This window comes from Kitasatospora sp. NPDC059088, assembly GCF_042738155.1.
Classification (GTDB): domain Bacteria; phylum Actinomycetota; class Actinomycetes; order Streptomycetales; family Streptomycetaceae; genus Kitasatospora.
The window spans coordinates 8,307-25,546 of the sequence record NZ_JBHYGR010000052.1 but is presented as its reverse complement, the minus strand read 5'-3'; the positions used below and the strand labels follow the sequence as shown (position 1 = coordinate 25,546).

Sequence of the window (17,240 nt, the reverse complement as noted above, 5' to 3'; positions counted from 1 at the left end):
CGGCCCCCCCACCCGCGCCGGGCGCCTCGCCTGCGCGCCCCCCCCCCCGCGCCCCGCGCCCCGCCCCCCCCCCGCGCCCCCGCGCGCGTTCAGGCCGGGACGGCTCCCGGCAGCCGGTCGAGCACGATGCCGAAGTGCTCGCGGTACGCGGACAGCGCGTCGGCGTCGGTGAGTTCCTCCTCGGCGCGGGTGCCGTCCGGGGCGGTGCGGACCAGCCGGGTGCCGTTGAGGGTGGTGCGGCCGCCGTCCGCGGCGAGCATCGAGCAGGTGGTCCCCCGGGCGAACGGGGACTTCGGCGAGGTCGCGTGCCACCAGCAGGTCGGGGTGAAGTCGGACAGCGGGTGCGGGTGCCGGCCGACCCGGTACTGCGGCACCCCGTCCAGCAGGACGTCCAGGTCGCCGTCGTCGCCGTACGGCCGCAGCAGCGCCGTACCGTGCGGGTCGCTCTGGTCCCCGCGCCCGTCCAGCCGCACCGGGTGCCGGGTGAACCGGCCGAACCCCACGTCGACCAGCCAGGGTTCGTCCAGGTCGACCCGCAGCGCCAGGTGGTCGAACGGCGGCCCGGGCCGCTCCCCGTCGAACACCCGGGCCGCCAGCAGGCTCACCCGGTACCCCAGCGACGTCAGCAACTCGGCGAAGGCGCCGTTGAGTTCGTAGCAGAAGCCGCCGCGCCGCCGGTCCACGACCTTCGCCACCAGCGCCGCCGGGTCCAGCACGATCGGCTCGCGGAGGTGGACGCTCAGGTTCTCGAACGGGACGGCCCGCAGATGGGCCTCCTGCAAGCGCGCCAGACCCGCCGCCGACGGCTCCCCGGGATCCGGCACCCCGATCCGCTCCAGGTAGGCCGTCCGCGCGGCCGGGACCATCCCCTCGTACACATCTTCATGATCCACCCGCCCATTCTCCACCCGGGCGGCAGGGGTGCGGCATCGGTCCTTCGGCCTAGGACGCGCCCCGGGAGGCACCGTGGGAGGCACCACGGAAGACACCACCGCCCCGGAGCGGGGGATCGGCGGATCCGACTCCCCGCTCCGGGGCGGTGGCGTGCGTCAGGGGCCCAGGAGGGCTGCGGTCAGACGGACTCGACCTCGCCGGACTTGGCGATCTTGATGACGGCCGAGGTGCGGCCGCTCTGCGAGCCGAGGCCCTCGATCTTCTTCACCAGGTCCATGCCCTCGACGACCTCGCCGAAGACGACGTGCTTGCCGTCCAGCCAGTCGGTGACGATGGTGGTGATGAAGAACTGCGAGCCGTTGGTGTTGCGGCCGGCGTTGGCCATCGACAGCAGGCCCGGGCGGGTGTGCTTGATCTTGAAGTTCTCGTCCTCGAACTTCTCGCCGTAGATGCTCTTGCCGCCGGTGCCGTTGTGGTTGGTGAAGTCACCGCCCTGCAGCATGAAGGCGGGGATCACGCGGTGGAAGCCGGAGCCCTCGTAGCCGAAGCCGTTCTGGCCGGTGGCCAGCTCACGGAAGTTGCGCGCGGTCTTCGGGACGACGTCGTCGTACAGCTTGAAGACGATGCGGCCCGCCGGCTCGTCGTTGATGGTGATGTCGAAGAAAACGTTGGAACCCATGCAGGGATCATGGCACGAGCGGCCGCGCGTCGCGCGCCACCCCCGTAGGGGGCGAGGTCACGGCGGCGTGTTATCCCGCTCGTCCCGCTCGCCGGCCGGCGTCGGGCGGCCGCCGGTGGGGCTCAGGCCTTGAGCTTGCGCCAGACCGTCTCCAGGGCGGCGATGTCCGCCGGGTCCAGCCGGTCGGTGAACACCGGGGCCAGGGCGGCCCGCCGGGTGGCGTCCGCCTCGGCGAAGAGCGCGCGGCCCCGCTCGGTCAGCTCGATCCGCACCGAGCGCGCGTCCGAGGCCGAGGGCGTCCGGGCCACCAGCCCGCGCCCGGCCAGGGCGTCCACCACCCGGGAGACCTGGCTGCGGCTCAGCATGGTCTTGGCACCGAGGTCGGAGGCCGCCACCGGCTCCCGCTGCCCGGCCAGCCAGAGCATCACCTCGAACCAGGACAGCGGCAGCCCGTGCACCCGGGCGAGCTCCCGGTCCACCCGGGCGGCCAGCGTGGTGCCGGCCCAGACCAGGCCGTAGAAGGCGTGGTCCTGCTCCGACAGGGGGCCCAGGGAGAGATCGGCGCGGTCCATGCCGTTCATCGTACCGAGGTTGCGTGCGTGTGCACACAGTGCCGGGCGTCCACGGGCGCCCCACGGGCCGCGACCGCAACGGCCGGCCAGTAGCATCGGCCTCCAACCAGCCTGAGGGGGGCGGAACATGAACCGGATCGGGGTCTACCTGGCACATCCGCGGCCGGGCAGCTTCAACCACGCGCTGTACCAGGCCGTGGTGGACGAACTGCGCGGGCGCGGCTGCGAGGTGCGGGCGCACGACCTGTACGCCGACGGGTTCGCACCGCTGCTCACCGCCGGGGAGACCGGCACGGTCGACGACGCCGGGACCGCCACCGACCCGCAACTCGCCGCGCACCGCGCCGAGGTGGCCACCCTGGACGCCCTGGTGCTGATCCACCCCAACTGGTGGGGCATGCCGCCCGCGGTCCTGGCGGGCTGGGTGCAGCGGGTCCTGGCCCCCGGCGTCGCCTACAAGCTCGGCACCGCCGACGGCGAACCCGCCGGACTGCTGCGCGCCGGGCGGGCCCTGGTGCTGAACACCTCGGACACCCCCGAGGCCCGGGAGCGCGAGGAGTTCGGCGACCCGCTGGAACGGATCTGGGCGGCCTGCGTACTGCCGTACGTCGGCGTCACCGACGTCCGGCGGACGGTGTTCCGCACCGTCACCGGCGCCCCGGCCGCCGAGCGCGCCGAGTGGCTGCGACAGGCCCGGGAGCAGGCGGCCGCGCTGCTCGACTGAGCCGGCCCGCACGGTGCGGGGCGGGACAGGGCGGCTACAGCTCCACCTCCGCCACGTCCTGGTCGCCGCTCAGCTCGCCGGTGGGCCGGAAGCCCAGCCGGGCGTAGAACCCGGCCGGGCCGTCCGGGCCCGGGTGGTAGGTGACCGTCGCCCGGGTGCCGCCGCGGCGGCGGATCTCCGCGCAGACCTGCTCGACCGCGAACCGGCCGTAGCCGCCGCCCTGCCGCCCGGCGTCGACCAGCAGGCGCCACAGGCCGGAACGGGGGCGGTCGTCCGGCCGCTCGGGGTGGAAGCGGATGTCGAAGAAGGCCATCACGAAGCCGACCGGCCGGCCGCCGTCCAGGATCAGCCGGGGCCAGGCCGTGTCCCCGTACACGTACGCCTCGGCCAGCGACTTCGCCACCGGGGCGACCAGGCCCTCCTGGTCGGGCCGGACCCGCAGGGCGAGGGCGGCGTCGATGTTCTCGGGGGTGAGCCGGGCGAGGCCGAGCGTGTCGGTCGTGGTGCGCATGGCGGGCAGCCTAGGCAGCCGGGCTGCCCGCCGTCGCCCTGATTCCCCCCGCGAGCGGGGTCAGCTGCCGGCCGGGAAGTCCGTGCCGCGGCCGACCGCCGCCCAGGCCTCGGCCTCCTGGCGGGCACCGTCCAGGTTGCCGAGGACGGCGTCCACCGCGTCGGTGCCGAGCGCCAGCCGCAGCGGGGTCCGCTCGGCGGCCAGCGCGGCCAGGATCGCCGCGGCGGCCTTCGCCGGGTCCCCCGGCTGCTTGCCGTCGGAGTCCGGCAGGCCGGTGCGGACCGGGCCGACCAGCGGCTCGTAGGCCTCGATCGGGGCGGAGTGGGCCAGCGCGCCGCCGCCCGCGAAGCCGGTCCGGAACGACCCCGGCTCGACGACCAGCACCTTGATCCCGAAGCCGGCCACCTCCTGGGCCAGCGCCTCGGAGAGCCCCTCCAGGGCGAACTTGGTGGCGGAGTAGGCGCCGACGCCGGGGAAGGAGAAGCGGCCGCCCATGCTGCTCATCTGCACCACGGCGCCGGCGCCCCGGGCCCGCATGTGCGGCAGTACGGCCCGGGTGAGCGCGGCCGGGCCGAAGAAGTGCAGCTCCATGAGGTCGCGCAGCTCGGCGTCGGTGGTCTCCTCGACGGCGCCGATCACGCCGCGCCCGGCGTTGTTGACCAGGACGTCGATCCGGCCGTGCCGCTGCACGGTCTCGGCGACCACGGCGAGGATCTGCTCCTGGTCGGTGACGTCCAGCCGCACCGGGACCAGCCGGCCCGGGTGGGCGGCGGCCGGTTCGGCCAGCGCCTCGGGGCGGCGGGCCGCCGCGACCACGGTGTCGCCGGCCGCCAGGGCGGCCTCGGCGATGGCCTGGCCGAAGCCGGAGTTGGCGCCGGTGATCAGCCAGACCTTGCCGTCGGTGCGCTGCTCGGGGGTGCTGCTCATGATCCGTGGACTCCCGCAATGATCGTGCTCGGCAAACGAGTTGACGATCATTTATGACATCCGGCAGCCCGCCCGTCCAGGAAGGTTCGATGCCGGACGAACAGCCGGACGATCGACGGCCCCCGACCGCACGGCGGCGGTCGGGGGCCGTTGCGAAGGTCCTGGCGACTACGGCAGGTTGCGGGCCATCACGATCCGCTGGACCTGGTTGGTGCCCTCGTAGATCTGGGTGATCTTCGCGTCCCGCATCATCCGCTCCACCGGGTAGTCCCGCGTGTACCCGTAACCACCCAGCAACTGCACCGCGTCCGTGGTCACCTCCATCGCCACGTCCGACGCGAAACACTTCGCCGCCGCACCGAAGAACGTCAGATCCGCGTCCCCACGCTGCGACTTCGCCGCCGCCACGTACGTCATCTGCCGCGCGGCCTCCAGCTTCATCGCCATGTCCGCCAGCATGAACTGCACACCCTGGAACTCCGCGATCGCCTTCCCGAACTGCTTCCGCTCCTGCACGTAGCCCTTCGCGTAGTCCAACGCCCCCTGCGCGATACCCACCGCCTGCGCCGCGATCGTCACCCGGGTGTGGTCCAGCGTCCTCATCGCCGTCGCGAAACCCGTGCCCTCCGCACCGATCATCCGGTCCGCCGGGATCCGCACATTGTCGAAGTACACCTCACGCGTCGGCGACCCCTTGATCCCCAACTTCTTCTCCGGAGCCCCGAACGACACCCCCGCATCGCCCTTCTCCACCACGAACGCCGAGATCCCCTTCGACCGCATCGAAGGATCCGTCACGGCCATCACCGTGTAGAACTCCGACACCCCCGCGTTGGTGATCCAGCGCTTCACCCCGTTCAGCACCCAGAAGTCACCGTCACGCACCGCCCGCGTCTTCATCCCCGCCGCGTCCGAACCTGCCTCCGGCTCCGACAGGCAGTACGAGAACATCCCCTCGCCCCGCGCCAACGCCCCCAGGTACTTCGCCTTCAACTCCTCCGAACCCGACAACTGCACCGGCAACGACCCCAGCTTGTTCACCGCCGGGATCAACGACGACGAGCCGCACACCCGCGCGACCTCCTCGATCACGATCACCGTCGCCAACGCGTCCGCCCCCGCACCACCGAACTCCTCCGGCACGTGCACCGCATGCAGATCGTTGCCCGTCAGCGCGTCCAACGCCTCCTGCGGGAACCGGCCCTGCTCGTCCACCTCCGCCGCGAACGGAGCGATCTTCGCCTCGGCCAGCGAACGCACCGCCTCACGGAGCATCCCGTGCTCCTCGGAGATACGGAAGAGATCGAAGTCAGCCGCCCCTGCGCTGCCCGCCATGATGCCTGCCTCGTCGTCCAGTGGCCGACGCAGACCGTTGTCCGATCGGCGTCGGATCCGAGTCGAATCGCGGTTAACTACCGTTCAGTAGAGATCCTAGGGCTCCGACCTGCGGCTGCCTAGCGTCCTCGGCGAGCGGGCGATCCGTACCGACCCGGGCGGGACGGATAGCATCAGGGGCACCCTCTACTGGCCGAACCCGCAACTCAAGGGGAACCCGTGACCCTCCGCATCTCCGTGATCGGCACCGGCTACCTCGGCGCCACGCATGCCGCCGCGATGGCCGAGTTCGGCTTCGAGGTGCTGGGTCTGGACATCGATCCCGAGAAGATCGCGACGCTCACCGCGGGCCGGGTCCCGATGTACGAGCCGGGCCTGTCCGAGCTGCTGCTCAAGCACGTGGCCGGGCACGAGGGCTCGACCGGGCGGCTGCGCTTCACCACCTCCGCCAAGGAGGCCGCGGAGTTCGCGGACGTCCACTTCGTCTGCGTCAACACCCCGCAGCGCAAGGGCGAGTTCGCCGCCGACATGTCCTACGTGGACACCGCGATCGACGAGCTCGCACCGCACCTGACCCGCCCGGCGCTGGTGGTCGGCAAGTCCACCGTGCCGGTCGGCTCGGCGGCCCGGCTGGCCGAGCGGCTGGCCGCGCTGGCGCCGGTCGGCGCGGGCGCCGAACTCGCCTGGAACCCCGAGTTCCTGCGCGAGGGCTTCGCCGTCCAGGACACCCTGCGGCCGGACCGGATCGTGGTCGGCGCCCACAGCGAGCGCGCCGAGCGGCTGCTGCGCGAGGTGTACGCGGAGCCGATCGCGGCCGGGGTGCCGTTCCTGGTCACCGACTACGCGACCGCCGAGCTGGTGAAGGCCGCCGCCAACTCCTTCCTGGCCACCAAGATCTCCTTCATCAACGCGATGGCCGAGGTCTGCGAGGCGGCCGGCGCGGACGTCACGCTGCTCTCCACCGCGCTCGGGCACGACGAGCGGATCGGCCGCAAGTTCCTCAACTCCGGCCTCGGCTTCGGCGGCGGCTGCCTGCCCAAGGACATCCGCGCCTTCATGGCCCGGGCCGGCGAACTCGGCGCCGACCAGGCGCTGACCTTCCTGCGCGAGGTCGACTCGATCAACATGCGGCGCCGCTCGCGGATGGTCGAACTGGCCCGCGAGCAGTGCGGCGGCGGCTTCCTGGGCCGCCGGGTCGCCGTCCTCGGCGCCGCCTTCAAGCCCAACTCGGACGACATCCGGGACTCCCCCGCGCTCAACGTGGCCGCCCAGATCCAGCTCCAGGGCGCCCAGGTCACCGTCTACGACCCGAAGGCCGTGGAGAACGCCCGCAAGATGTTCCCCTCCCTGGCCTACGCCGACTCCGCCCTGGAGGCCGCCGAGGGCGCCCACGTCGTCCTCCACCTCACCGAGTGGGCCGAGTTCCGCGCGCTCGACCCGGCCGAGCTCGGCGCCGTGGTGGCCGAGCGCCGACTGCTCGACGGCCGCAACGTCCTCGACGCGGACGCCTGGCGCGCCGCCGGCTGGACCTACCGCGCCCTGGGCCGCCCGAGCTGACGGCGGGTGTCACCGCTCACTGCGTCGTGTGCCGGGTGGTGAAGGTCGTACAGCCGACCCCGGTCACGGTACCGCTGTACGCATCGCCGTCGGCCGCCGGAAGATCGCCGACGAAGTTGATGAGCTGATAGTCGGACGGTCGCTCGACCCAGGCCACCGGGTCGAGGCGGACGCTGGCCCCCGAAAGCGTTCCGGTGTACGTCGCACTCCCCCGCGGAACGCCGGGATTGGCCGGCACCGGGAAGAAGCTGAACACCACGTCGACCGTCCCGGCTTTCACCGGCGCCGATATCTGCAAATGCATTCCGGTCAGACCCTGCCCGCACGTGTAGGTGCCGTCCCAGCCGCCGACCATCCGGGAGAGTCCGGACGGCTGCGGGCTGTCACCGGACTGCCAGACGGTGACCGCGCCGGAGACGCCCCCGGCCACCACGACGAGGGTGGTCACGGTCGCCACCACCGGATGCGCCGCCGCGGCGCTCTTCGTGACGCTGATGAAGGGCGCGATCGGGATGAATGCGATGCGCCTCTTGTTGATGCGCACATCGCCGCCCGCGATGATGCCCTCCGGGCCGACGTCGCGCCCGACGTTCACGGCCATGCCGCCGTCCCCGGCGCGGGCCTTCTGGGACACCGGGCCGGCCGAGGCAACCGCCGCCGGGGCCACCCCCTCGGCGAGCAGCGCCCGCAGTCCCGCGGCCACGTCCGGATCGTCGCCCAGCGCGTCCCGCAGCCGGGTGCTCCACGCCCCCACCTGGGCCTCCCGGGCCTGCGGCAGCTCCGGCTCGGACGCCTCCGCCAGCCTCGCGCGCGTCGCGTCCATGCGCCCGTCCTGACCGATCAGCTCGGCGAAACCACGCTTCACCGCCTCCCAGGAATCCGTCATCAGGCCCGATACCAGGGCCGTCGCCGCGGCCAGGGCCAATTCGTCAAGATCGCCGCTCACGTTTCCCCACCCGATACTCGCGTCCCCGCCGAAAGGCTTCGATTCCCAGTGTTCCTGGGCCCGGGCCGTTGTATGCCGGTGTTGGCCGAGTCTTGGAATGAGAATTCCACTCCGCCCCGGGGCACGCGGGGAATTCACGACTTCGCCTTCCAGCGCATTTCCCGCCGCCGCAGGTCAACCGGGAAAACCGGGAGAGCATGCCAAGGCGCACGGTGACGGATCGTCACGACTGCCGGAGACCGGTCACCGTCCGAGCGGCCGGGGGCCGGCCGCCGCCCGGCCCCCGATGCCTCCGCCACCTGACCGCCCCCGGAATCCCGCGCCCGCGCCCGTCGTTGGCACCGGCATGACGACCTACGGCGACGGCGCGACCGTCCGCGAGATCCTCACCGGAAGCGGCGACACCTGGGCGGTGGTCGGGCTGTCCAACAACACCGCCCGGGCCGCCTACGGCGTGGCGCAGGTGCTCCAGCGCCACGGCAAGCGGATCGTGCCGGTGCACCCCAAGGCCGAGACCGTCCTCGGCGAGCCCGGGTACGCCTCGCTGGCCGAGATCCCGTTCCCGGTCGACGTGGTGGACGTGTTCGTGAACAGCGCGCTGGCCGGGGAGGTCGCCGACCAGGCGGTGGCGGTCGGCGCGAAGGCGGTCTGGTTCCAGCTCGGGGTCGTCGACGAGGCCGCGTACGACCGGACCCGGGCCGCCGGGGTCTCGATGGTGATGGACAAGTGCCCGGCCATCGAGATCCCGCGGCTGGGTTAGAAGGCTCGGATCAGCCGTCGAGCCGGGCGATGGTGGCGATGGAGGGCCGGCGGTCGGCGCGCAGTGTGGCGGCGACCGACTCGGCGTCGCGCAGGACGCGGACGGCGTTGTGCCAGGTGAGCTTGGCGAGGTCGGCCTCCGACCAGTGGCGGCCGAGGAGTTCGGCGACCAGGTTGGGGTAGCCGGCCACCGAGTCGAGGCCGTCGGGCAGGAAGGCGGTGCCGTCGAAGTCGCCGCCGATGCCGATGTGGTCGATGCCGGCGACCTCGCGCATGTGGTCGAGGTGGTCGGCGACGGTGGACGGGGTGGCGATCGGGCGCGGGTTGGCGGCCTCGAAGGCGCGCTGGCGCTCCATCGCGGGCGGGGTGGTGTCCAGCGGGTGGAAGCCGTGGGCGCGCATGTTCTCGTCGGCGGCCAGGGTCCACTCGATGGCGGCGGGCAGGATGAACTTCGGGACGAAGGTGGCCATCGCGACGCCGCCGTTGGCGGGCAGCTGGGCCAGCACGTCGTCCGGGATGTTGCGGGGGTGCTCGCAGACCGCGCGCGCGGAGGAGTGCGAGAAGACCACCGGCGCCTCGGTGACCCGCAGGGCGTCCCGCATGGTGTCGGCGGAGACGTGCGAGAGGTCGACCAGCATGCCGAGCCGGTTCATCTCCCGGACGACCTCCTCGCCGAACTTCGTCAGCCCGCCGGCCACCGGCTTGTCGGTCGCGGAGTCGGCCCACGGCACGTTGTCGTTGTGGGTGAGCGTCAGGTAGCGCACGCCGAGTTCGTACAGGGCGCGCAGGGTCGCGAGCGAGCAGTCGATCGAGTGGCCGCCCTCGGCGCCCATCAGCGAGGCGATCCGGCCCTCGGCGCGGGCGGCCTCCATGTCGGCGGCGGTGCGGGCCAGGCGCAGCCGGTCCGGGTAGCGCTCGACCAGGGCGTGGACGAAGTCGACCTGCTCCAGGGTGGCGCTGACGGCGTGGTCGCCGGCCAGCGAGGTGGGCACGTAGACGGACCAGAACTGCGCGCCGACCCCGCCCTCGGCGAGGCGGGCGAGGTCGGTGTGCAGGCGCTCGCTCTGGTCGGCGGCGAGGTCGAGCGCGCCGAGGTCGTACCCGGCCTGCTCGCGCATCGCCCAGGGGAGGTCGTTGTGGCCGTCCACCACGGGGGCGGTGCGCAGCAGGGCGCGGGCGCGGTCCAGGCGGTCCGGGAAGTCCGGGAGGTCCGATCGGTCCTGCGGGGTGAGGGAGTCGGAAGTCATACGGGCTGTTCTACCCCACCCCGCCGGGCGGCCTACTTGCCGAAGCCGAAGGACGAGGAGCCGGCCACCTTGGCGCGGAGCTTCTTGCCCTTCTCGGTGGCCTGGTTGTTCAGCTCGGCCTGGAACTCGGTCATCTTCTCGGTGAGTTCCGGGTCGAAGGCGGCGAGCATCCGCACCGCGAGCAGGCCCGCGTTGCGCGCGCCGGCCACCGAGACGGTCGCCACCGGCACGCCGGCCGGCATCTGGACGATCGACAGCAGGCTGTCCATGCCGTCCAGGTAGCGCAGCGGCACCGGCACGCCGATGACCGGCAGCGGGGTGACGGAGGCCAGCATGCCCGGCAGGTGGGCCGCGCCGCCGGCGCCGGCGATGATCGCCTTGAGGCCGCGCCCGTGGGCCCGCTCGCCGTACGCGACCATCTCGCGGGGCATCCGGTGGGCGGAGACGACGTCCACCTCGTACGGGATCTCGAACTCGTCCAGGGCCTGGGCGGCGGCCTCCATGACCGGCCAGTCGGAGTCCGAACCCATCACGATGCCGACAAGAGGGTTGGTCATTCGGTGATCGTTCCTCGCAGGTAGGCGGCCGCGTGGCGGGCGCGCTCGCGGACGTCGTCGAGGTCGTCCCCGAAGACGTTGACGTGGCCGACCTTGCGGCCGGGCTTCACGTCCTTCCCGTACATGTGGATCCGCAGCCCGGGGTCGCGGGCCATGCAGTGCAGGAAGGCGTGGTACATGTCCGGGTAGTCGCCGCCGAGGACGTTGACCATGACGGTCCACTTGGCGCGCGGCCGGGGGTCGCCGAGCGGGAGGTCGAGGACGGCCCGCAGGTGGTTCTCGAACTGCGAGGTGACCGCGCCGTCCTGGGTCCAGTGCCCGGAGTTGTGCGGGCGCATGGCCAGCTCGTTGACCAGGATCCGGCCGTCCCGGGTCTGGAACAGCTCGACGGCGAGGTGGCCGACGATGCCGAGGTCGCCGGCGATCCGCAGGGCGAGCTGCTGGGCCTCATCGGACAGGGCGGGGTCGAGGTCCGGTGCGGGGGCGGTGACCTCGGCGCAGACGCCGTTCTCCTGGACGCTCTCGACGACCGGGTAGGCGACGGCCTGGCCGCTGGGCGAGCGGACCACGTTGGCGGCCAGCTCGCGGACGAAGTCGACCTTCTCCTCGGCCAGCACGGGGACGCCGGCCAGGAACGGCGCCTGGGCCTCCCGCTCGTCGTCGACGACCCAGACGCCCTTGCCGTCGTAGCCGCCGCGGACGGTCTTGAGCACGACGGGGTAGCCGGTGCCCTCGTTCGCGAAGGCGGTGACGTCGGCCGGGTCGGCGACGATCCGGTGCCGGGGGCAGGGCACCCCGATGGAGTCGAGCTTGGCCCGCATCACGCCCTTGTCCTGGGCGTTGACCAGCGCCTCCGGGCCGGGGCGGACGGCGATGCCGTCGGCCTCCAGGGCCCGCAGGTGCTCGGTGGGGACGTGCTCGTGGTCGAAGGTGATCACGTCGCACCCGGCCGCGAAGCGGCGCAGGGTGTCGAGGTCCCGGTAGTCACCGAGGACGACGTCGGACACCACCTGTGCGGCGGAGTCCTGGGGGGTGTCGGCGAGGAGCTTGAACCTGACCCCGAGCGGGATGCCCGCCTGGTGTGCCATGCGGGCCAGCTGCCCGCCACCGATCATGCCCACCACTGGAAAATTCACATTGCCCGGGGAAGTCACCTCGCCAGGATATCCGGGCCGGTGGGGGCCATGGAGCCGCGGTGGGGGTGTGAGTAGTGGACGCGCGTAGATGTCAACCCCTCCTCCGGACGGCTGAGCCGTTCGGTGGAAGCGGGTAGCCTGGACGGCTAGGTCCTCGTCCGCGCGGTCGGATCATGTGCGTGCACGCAGGGCTCAAGGGGTGTCCCCGGCCCAGTGGGACACCCTTTCCCCGCAGGTACATGGAGGCCACCCGGTATGGCGACGACCACAGCTTCGAACCCCTCACTCATGCAGAAGGTGCGTGGGATCAGGGGCGAGGTCGTGAAGTTCGGCATCGTCGGCCTGAGCGGGGTCGTGGTCAACTTCGCCGTCTTCTGGGTCTGCAACATCGGCCTGGGCATCGCCTCGCTGCGGTCCAACATCGCCGCCACGGTGATCGCGATCGCCACCAACTACCTCGGCTACCGGTACTGGCTGTACCGGGACCGCGACGCCGACTCCCGCAAGCGGGAGATCACCCTCTTCCTGGTGTTCAGCGGCTTCGGCATGCTGATCGAGACCGGTGTGCTCGGCTTCTCCCAGTACGTGCTGGGCCTGGACTCGAACTTCGAGAAGATGGGCGCCAAGGTCGTCGGCCTCGCCATCGCCACCGTGTTCCGCTTCGTCTCGTACCGCACCTGGGTCTTCAAGGCGCTGCCCGAGACGGCCCCCGTACCGAACGTGCCGAGCCCGCAGGCCGCACACGCCACGGAGGCCGCACGGACCGGGGAAGCCGCGGAGGCCGCGGAGGCCGCCGACGGCCGGGAGCTGGCCGCCCAGGCCGAGCTGATGCTGGCCGCCGAGCAGATCCGCTACGCCAAGGCCGAGTAGCCGCTCGGCGACCGCCCCTCCCCTCCCCCTTGCCGGGTCCGCCCCCGCGAGAGGACAGTGGTGACCGAGGGCGAGCACGGCCCGCGGACGATCGAGAGGCCGAGGGGGTCCCAGGAGGCTCGCCATGGCGTTCGTCCAGATCATCGACTGCAAGACCGACCGGCTCGACGACCTCAACCGGCTCATGGACACCTGGGTCGAGGCCACCAAGGGCCGCCGGACCGCCTCGCACGCGGTCGTCGGCGCCGACCGCTCGGATGCCCGCCACGTGGTGGAGATCGTGGAGTTCCCCTCCTACGAGGAGGCGATGCGCAACTCGAAGCTCCCCGAGACGGACCGGATCTTCCGCGAGATGGTGGCGCTCTGCGACGCGCCGCCCACCTTCACCGACCTCGACGTGGTCCGCGACGTCCGGCTCGACGGGGCCCGCTGACCGCGCCCGGTCCTCGTACCCGGCCCGGTCCTCGTACCCGGCTCCGTCCGCGTCCCCCTGCCCCGCGCAGCCCTCGTACCCCGCTCAGTCCTCGTGGCTGCGCCCGAGGAACAGCGCGAACACCGGGGGCTTCAAGGAGAGCAGCTCCAGCCGCCCGCCGTCCGCCTCCGCGAGGTCGCGGGCGACGGCCAGGCCGATGCCGGTGGAGTTGCGGCCGCTGACGGCCCGCTCGAACACCCGGTTGCCGAGGTCGGCCGGCACTCCGGCGCCCTGGTCCTGCACCTCGACCACCACCGAGGTGCCGGAGGGCCGCACCCGCAGGGTGATCGTCCCGGCGCCGTGCATCAGTGAGTTCTCGATCAGGGTGGCGAGCACCTGGGCGACCGTCCCCGGGGTGCCGACCGCGGTGACCCCGTGCAGGCCCTCCAGGGACAGCACCCGGCCCTGCTCGCGCAGCGTCGGGCCCCACTCCTCCACCTGCTGCTTGATCACCTCGTCCAGGTCGAAGGCGACGGCGGTGGGGCTGCGCGGGTCGCGCTGGGTGGTGAGCAGCCGCTGGACGACGTCGGTGAGCCGTTCGACCTGCTGGAGGGCGATGGTCGCCTCCTCCTTGACGGTCTCCGGCTCCTCGGCGAGGGCGGTGATCTCCTCCAGCCGCATCGACAGTGCGGTGAGCGGGGTGCGCAGCTGGTGCGAGGCGTCGGCGGCGAGCCGGCGTTCGGCGGTGAGCATCCGGGCGATCCGCTCGGCGCTGGTGTCCAGCACCTCGGCGATCCGGTCGAGTTCGGGCACCCCGTACCGGCGGTTGCGCGGGCGCGGGTCGCCGGAGCCGAGCCGTTCGGCGGTCTCGGCGAGGTCGGTGAGCGGCCGGGCGAGTCGCTTGGCCTGCCAGACGGCGAGCGCGACGGCGGCCTGGACGGCCAGCAGGGCGACCACGCCGAGCAGCAGCAGGTTGTTGGCGATCTCGTGGTCGACGTCCTCGCGGGACTGCTCGACGGTGACGATCTCGCCGCTGGTGCCGTGTTCGGCGGCCCGCAGCAGGTGGTTCCCGGCGGGCGGGCGGCCGGCCGAGAGGACCTGCTGGCCGGGGATCTGCACCTCGACGTAGCTGCCCTCGGTGACCTGGCTCTCGAAGACCCGCCCCTCCTTGACCGACTCACCGGCGGCGAGCCGGCTCTCGACCAGGGCGAGCACCCGGACGGCGGTCGCGTCCACCCGGTCCTGGGCGGCGTCGACGATGCTGCGCTTCTCGACCAGGGCGAGCGGCACGCAGAACACCACGACGACCACCAGGACGACGACCAGCAGCGAGTTGATCATCCTGCGTTTCACGCTGCTGCTCCCCGAGGTGTTCCACTGCATCGGCCGCCGCCCGGCCATGATCTCCGTACGCGGCTAATTCTTCTCGAACCGGAAGCCGACCCCGCGCACCGTGGCGATGTAGCGCGGGTTCGCCGCGTCGTCGCCGAGCTTCTTGCGGAGCCAGGAGATGTGCATGTCCAGGGTCTTGGTCGAGGTCCACCAGGTGGTGTCCCAGACCTGCCGCATGATCTCCTCGCGGGTGACCACCCGGCCGGCGTCGCGGACCAGGACGCGCAGCAGCTCGAACTCCTTGGCGGAGAGGGTCAGCTCCTCCTCGCCGAGCCAGGCGCGGTGGGACTCGATGTCGATCTTCACCCCGTGCGCGCCGGTGGTGAGCTGGTCGACGTTGCCGCGCCGGAGCAGGGCCCGGACGCGGGCGAGCAGCTCGGCCAGGCGGAAGGGCTTGGTCACGTAGTCGTCGGCGCCGGCGTCCAGGCCGACCACGGTGTCCACCTCGTCGGCGCGGGCGGTGAGCACCAGGACGGGGCAGCTCTTGCCGTCGGCGCGCAGGCGGCGGCAGACCTCGAGGCCGTCCATCTCGGGCAGGCCGAGGTCGAGGACGACGAGGTCGACCTCCTCGGTGAGGCCGGCGGCGAGTGCGGTCGGCCCGTCCTCGCGGACGAGCACCTCATAGCCCTCGCGTCGCAGGGCCCGGGCGAGAGGTTCGGAGATCGCCGGATCGTCCTCGGCGAGCAGCACACAGGTCATGTGGTGATGGTAGTCGTCCCGCGTATGCCCGTACCCCCTGTGAGGTAGTTCACAGACGGTGATCGTTATAGAAGGGACCGTCGGGGGCCAACGGAGCGCCGCTGACCGGCCGTTCGGCGAAGAATCCCCGCTTGGATCTTTGAACCGAAGGAAGACGCGCCCGTCTACCATGGATCAATCGGGCAGATCTGTTGCCAACTTTGTTATTAAGCAGAGCGATTCGCAATGTTTGTCATCTGATAACGCCAAATATCGCCACGTAGAGTGGTTCAAGTCCTCGTCCGCCGCCACCCCCCCAGGCGGACGCTGTCAGGCAAGGAACGACTACACATGGCGTCTACCACCCGGGCCGCCGACCTCGCGTCGGCCTCCCCCAGCGGCAAGACCTTCCTCGGGCACCCCCGAGGCCTCGCCACGCTGTTCATGACCGAGATGTGGGAGCGGTTCTCCTACTACGGCATGCGCGCCCTGCTGATCTACTACCTGGTCTCCGGCGGTGCCGACGCGGCAGCCGGCAGCCAGGGCGGCGGCCTCGCGATGAAGGCGACGATGGCCACGGCCATCTACTCCGTCTACGTCTCCATGGTCTACCTCATGGCGTACCCGGGCGGCTGGTTCGGCGACCGGGTCTGGGGCGCCCGCAAGACCGTCACCGTCGCCGGTTTCGTGATCATGGCGGGCCACCTCGCACTGGCCGTCCCGGGCCAGGCGGCGTTCTTCGTCGGCCTGCTCCTGGTCGCGGTCGGCTCCGGGCTGCTCAAGGCCAACATCTCCACGATGGTCGGCCACCTGTACAACGGTCCCGAGGACCCGCGTCGCGACGGCGGTTTCACCGTCTTCTACATGAGCATCAACCTCGGCGCCTTCGCCGCCCCGTTCATCATCGGAACGGTCGGCAAGGAGTACAACTGGCACCTGGGCTTCGCGCTCGCCGCGGTCGGCATGGGCCTCGGCCTGGCCCAGTTCCTCATGGGCACCCGCCACCTGAGCCCGAAGAGCAGCGTCGTCCCCAACCCGCTGCAGGCCGCGGAGCGCAAGAGCCTGCTGATGAAGGCCGGCGCCGTGATCCTGGCGGGCGTCGTCTTCTACGCCGCCGTCGTCGCGCTCGGTGTCTACACCCTGAACTGGGCCCTCGTCCCGCTGACCATCGCGGGTCTGGCCATCCCGGTCGTCGTGCTGGTCCGCATCAAGCGCGACAAGCAGCTGGACGCCGGCGAGCAGTCCAAGATGACCGCCTACATCTGGTTCTTCGTCGCGGCCGCCGCGTTCTGGATGATCTACGACCAGGGCGGGTCCACCCTGTCCCTGTTCGCGGACAAGAACACCGCGGACAAGGTCCTCGGCCTCGGCTTCTCGTCCACCTGGTACCAGTCGCTGAACCCGCTGTTCGTGATGGCGCTCGCGCCGGTCTTCGCCTGGCTGTGGCTGTGGCTGTCGCGCCGCAACAAGGAGCCCAACACCATCACGAAGTTCGCGATGGGCCTGGTCCTGATCGGCGCCTCGTTCTTCATCTTCATCGTCCCGATGAACATGGCGGGCGACGGCACCAAGGTCTCCCCGATGTGGCTGGTCTCGATCTACATGATCCAGACCATCGGCGAGCTCTGCCTCTCCCCGGTCGGCCTCTCGGTCACCACCAAGATGGCGCCGCAGAAGTACGCCTCCCAGATGATGGGCGTCTGGTTCCTCGCCGTCACCGCCGGTGACTGCACCACCAGCCTCCTGTCGCTGGCCGGCGTCAACCTGGACGGCACCGGCATCATCGGCATGCAGGCCGCCCTCGCGTGCCTCGCGGGCTTCGCGGTCTACAGCTACCGCAAGCGCGTCCAGTCGCTCATGGGCGACGTCCGCTGACGCCGCTCCTGAGGCCGGGCCGCTGAGGCCCCGGGGCCGCCGTGGATTCCTGAGATCCGCGGCGGCCCCGGGCGGTTTCGGCCCGGGTTTATACCCCCCACGGGCCCCCCCCGGGTGGCGATTTGGACCCCCCCATCCACCCACACACCCACCCCCGCAAACGGCCCCC

General features: G+C 71.8%; 17 protein-coding genes and 1 pseudogene. 6 read left to right on the top strand and 12 right to left on the bottom strand.

What is annotated here, in order from left to right; genetic code table 11:
• Nucleotides 1-89 precede the first annotated feature (89 nt).
• From ACFWXO_RS23390 to ACFWXO_RS23380, 3 genes are all read right to left on the bottom strand, one after another.
• Nucleotides 90-893, bottom strand: coding sequence for an arylamine N-acetyltransferase (locus ACFWXO_RS23390; protein ID WP_380525648.1), 804 nt, complete (start codon nt 891-893; stop codon nt 90-92).
• Nucleotides 894-1,072: 179 nt separating this feature from the next.
• A complete protein-coding gene (locus ACFWXO_RS23385) occupies nt 1,073-1,573 on the bottom strand; it encodes a peptidylprolyl isomerase (protein ID WP_375897342.1) in 501 nt (166 codons plus the stop codon).
• A 122-nt stretch (nt 1,574-1,695) separates the two neighbouring features.
• The gene (locus ACFWXO_RS23380) at nt 1,696-2,145 is read right to left on the bottom strand and encodes a MarR family winged helix-turn-helix transcriptional regulator (RefSeq protein WP_375897339.1); all 450 of its coding nucleotides are present in this window, start codon (nt 2,143-2,145) and stop codon (nt 1,696-1,698) included.
• A gap of 127 nt (nt 2,146-2,272) precedes the next feature.
• Between ACFWXO_RS23380 and ACFWXO_RS23375 the strand changes: the two genes are divergently transcribed.
• Nucleotides 2,273-2,869, top strand: a complete 597-nt coding sequence (locus ACFWXO_RS23375) for an NAD(P)H-dependent oxidoreductase (RefSeq protein WP_375897336.1) — start codon at nt 2,273-2,275, stop codon at nt 2,867-2,869.
• A gap of 34 nt (nt 2,870-2,903) precedes the next feature.
• Here ACFWXO_RS23375 and ACFWXO_RS23370 read toward each other — a convergent pair whose 3' ends face one another.
• The 3 genes from ACFWXO_RS23370 to ACFWXO_RS23360 all read right to left on the bottom strand — a co-directional run bounded on the left by ACFWXO_RS23370 (nt 2,904) and on the right by ACFWXO_RS23360 (nt 5,642).
• Nucleotides 2,904-3,380, bottom strand: coding sequence for a GNAT family N-acetyltransferase (locus tag ACFWXO_RS23370; protein ID WP_380525647.1), 477 nt, complete (start codon nt 3,378-3,380; stop codon nt 2,904-2,906).
• Nucleotides 3,381-3,440: 60 nt separating this feature from the next.
• Nucleotides 3,441-4,307 carry an oxidoreductase gene (locus ACFWXO_RS23365; protein WP_380525646.1) on the bottom strand — a complete coding sequence of 289 codons (867 nt, stop codon included), beginning with the start codon at nt 4,305-4,307 and terminating at the stop codon, nt 3,441-3,443.
• A 168-nt stretch (nt 4,308-4,475) separates the two neighbouring features.
• Nucleotides 4,476-5,642: an acyl-CoA dehydrogenase family protein gene (locus ACFWXO_RS23360; protein WP_380525645.1), complete on the bottom strand. Its 1,167-nt coding sequence runs from the start codon at nt 5,640-5,642 to the stop codon at nt 4,476-4,478.
• A 219-nt stretch (nt 5,643-5,861) separates the two neighbouring features.
• Here ACFWXO_RS23360 and ACFWXO_RS23355 point away from each other — a divergent pair, with 219 nt between their 5' ends.
• Nucleotides 5,862-7,199, top strand: coding sequence for a UDP-glucose dehydrogenase family protein (locus ACFWXO_RS23355; RefSeq protein ID WP_375894807.1), 1,338 nt, complete (start codon nt 5,862-5,864; stop codon nt 7,197-7,199).
• Nucleotides 7,200-7,215: 16 nt separating this feature from the next.
• Here ACFWXO_RS23355 and ACFWXO_RS23350 read toward each other — a convergent pair whose 3' ends face one another.
• The gene (locus ACFWXO_RS23350; protein WP_375894804.1) at nt 7,216-8,145 is read right to left on the bottom strand and encodes a hypothetical protein; all 930 of its coding nucleotides are present in this window, start codon (nt 8,143-8,145) and stop codon (nt 7,216-7,218) included.
• A 346-nt stretch (nt 8,146-8,491) separates the two neighbouring features.
• Here ACFWXO_RS23350 and ACFWXO_RS23345 point away from each other — a divergent pair, with 346 nt between their 5' ends.
• Nucleotides 8,492-8,905 carry a CoA-binding protein gene (locus tag ACFWXO_RS23345; protein WP_375894801.1) on the top strand — a complete coding sequence of 138 codons (414 nt, stop codon included), beginning with the start codon at nt 8,492-8,494 and terminating at the stop codon, nt 8,903-8,905.
• Nucleotides 8,906-8,915: 10 nt separating this feature from the next.
• Here the strand turns inward: ACFWXO_RS23345 and ACFWXO_RS23340 are convergent, their stop codons facing one another.
• The 3 genes from ACFWXO_RS23340 to ACFWXO_RS23330 are packed head-to-tail and all read right to left on the bottom strand — an operon-like array spanning nt 8,916 to nt 11,844.
• Entirely contained in the window at nt 8,916-10,151 is a 1,236-nt protein-coding gene (locus tag ACFWXO_RS23340; protein WP_380525644.1) for a dipeptidase, read from the bottom strand.
• 32 nt (nt 10,152-10,183) lie between these two features.
• Nucleotides 10,184-10,708 (bottom strand): 5-(carboxyamino)imidazole ribonucleotide mutase, encoded by a 525-nt coding sequence (purE, locus tag ACFWXO_RS23335; RefSeq protein ID WP_380525643.1) that lies wholly within the window; start codon nt 10,706-10,708, stop codon nt 10,184-10,186.
• Nucleotides 10,705-11,844, bottom strand: a complete 1,140-nt coding sequence (locus tag ACFWXO_RS23330; RefSeq protein WP_375894794.1) for a 5-(carboxyamino)imidazole ribonucleotide synthase — start codon at nt 11,842-11,844, stop codon at nt 10,705-10,707. The genes purE and ACFWXO_RS23330 overlap by 4 nt, the downstream gene beginning before the upstream one ends.
• A gap of 288 nt (nt 11,845-12,132) precedes the next feature.
• Between ACFWXO_RS23330 and ACFWXO_RS23325 the strand changes: the two genes are divergently transcribed.
• Nucleotides 12,133-12,714: a GtrA family protein gene (locus tag ACFWXO_RS23325; protein ID WP_375894791.1), complete on the top strand. Its 582-nt coding sequence runs from the start codon at nt 12,133-12,135 to the stop codon at nt 12,712-12,714.
• Between the two features lie 124 nt (nt 12,715-12,838).
• Nucleotides 12,839-13,141, top strand: a pseudogene (locus ACFWXO_RS23320) (ester cyclase); the annotation flags it as partial.
• Between the two features lie 90 nt (nt 13,142-13,231).
• On the opposite strand, the gene ACFWXO_RS23315 reads toward ACFWXO_RS23320, so the two are convergent.
• Both ACFWXO_RS23315 and ACFWXO_RS23310 read right to left on the bottom strand, forming a co-directional pair.
• Nucleotides 13,232-14,479 (bottom strand): ATP-binding protein, encoded by a 1,248-nt coding sequence (locus ACFWXO_RS23315; protein ID WP_375894788.1) that lies wholly within the window; start codon nt 14,477-14,479, stop codon nt 13,232-13,234.
• 63 nt (nt 14,480-14,542) lie between these two features.
• Nucleotides 14,543-15,217: a response regulator transcription factor gene (locus tag ACFWXO_RS23310; protein ID WP_030290974.1), complete on the bottom strand. Its 675-nt coding sequence runs from the start codon at nt 15,215-15,217 to the stop codon at nt 14,543-14,545.
• A 330-nt stretch (nt 15,218-15,547) separates the two neighbouring features.
• On the opposite strand from ACFWXO_RS23310, the gene ACFWXO_RS23305 reads away from it, so the two are divergent.
• Nucleotides 15,548-17,071 carry a peptide MFS transporter gene (locus ACFWXO_RS23305; RefSeq protein ID WP_380525642.1) on the top strand — a complete coding sequence of 508 codons (1,524 nt, stop codon included), beginning with the start codon at nt 15,548-15,550 and terminating at the stop codon, nt 17,069-17,071.
• Nucleotides 17,072-17,240: the final 169 nt, after the last annotated feature.

What these genes read in the sequence shown, in the direction of transcription:
- ACFWXO_RS23385 (WP_375897342.1), bottom strand. Translation starts at nt 1,573, where the DNA reads ATGGGTTCCAACGTTTTCTTCGACATCACCATCAACGACGAGCCGGCG.
- ACFWXO_RS23380 (WP_375897339.1), bottom strand. Translation starts at nt 2,145, where the DNA reads ATGGACCGCGCCGATCTCTCCCTGGGCCCCCTGTCGGAGCAGGACCAC.
- ACFWXO_RS23375 (WP_375897336.1), top strand. Translation starts at nt 2,273, where the DNA reads ATGAACCGGATCGGGGTCTACCTGGCACATCCGCGGCCGGGCAGCTTC.
- ACFWXO_RS23370 (WP_380525647.1), bottom strand. Translation starts at nt 3,380, where the DNA reads ATGCGCACCACGACCGACACGCTCGGCCTCGCCCGGCTCACCCCCGAG.
- ACFWXO_RS23365 (WP_380525646.1), bottom strand. Translation starts at nt 4,307, where the DNA reads ATGAGCAGCACCCCCGAGCAGCGCACCGACGGCAAGGTCTGGCTGATC.
- ACFWXO_RS23360 (WP_380525645.1), bottom strand. Translation starts at nt 5,642, where the DNA reads ATGGCGGGCAGCGCAGGGGCGGCTGACTTCGATCTCTTCCGTATCTCC.
- ACFWXO_RS23345 (WP_375894801.1), top strand. Translation starts at nt 8,492, where the DNA reads ATGACGACCTACGGCGACGGCGCGACCGTCCGCGAGATCCTCACCGGA.
- ACFWXO_RS23340 (WP_380525644.1), bottom strand. Translation starts at nt 10,151, where the DNA reads ATGACTTCCGACTCCCTCACCCCGCAGGACCGATCGGACCTCCCGGAC.
- purE (WP_380525643.1), bottom strand. Translation starts at nt 10,708, where the DNA reads ATGACCAACCCTCTTGTCGGCATCGTGATGGGTTCGGACTCCGACTGG.
- ACFWXO_RS23325 (WP_375894791.1), top strand. Translation starts at nt 12,133, where the DNA reads ATGCAGAAGGTGCGTGGGATCAGGGGCGAGGTCGTGAAGTTCGGCATC.
- ACFWXO_RS23310 (WP_030290974.1), bottom strand. Translation starts at nt 15,217, where the DNA reads ATGACCTGTGTGCTGCTCGCCGAGGACGATCCGGCGATCTCCGAACCT.
- ACFWXO_RS23305 (WP_380525642.1), top strand. Translation starts at nt 15,548, where the DNA reads ATGGCGTCTACCACCCGGGCCGCCGACCTCGCGTCGGCCTCCCCCAGC.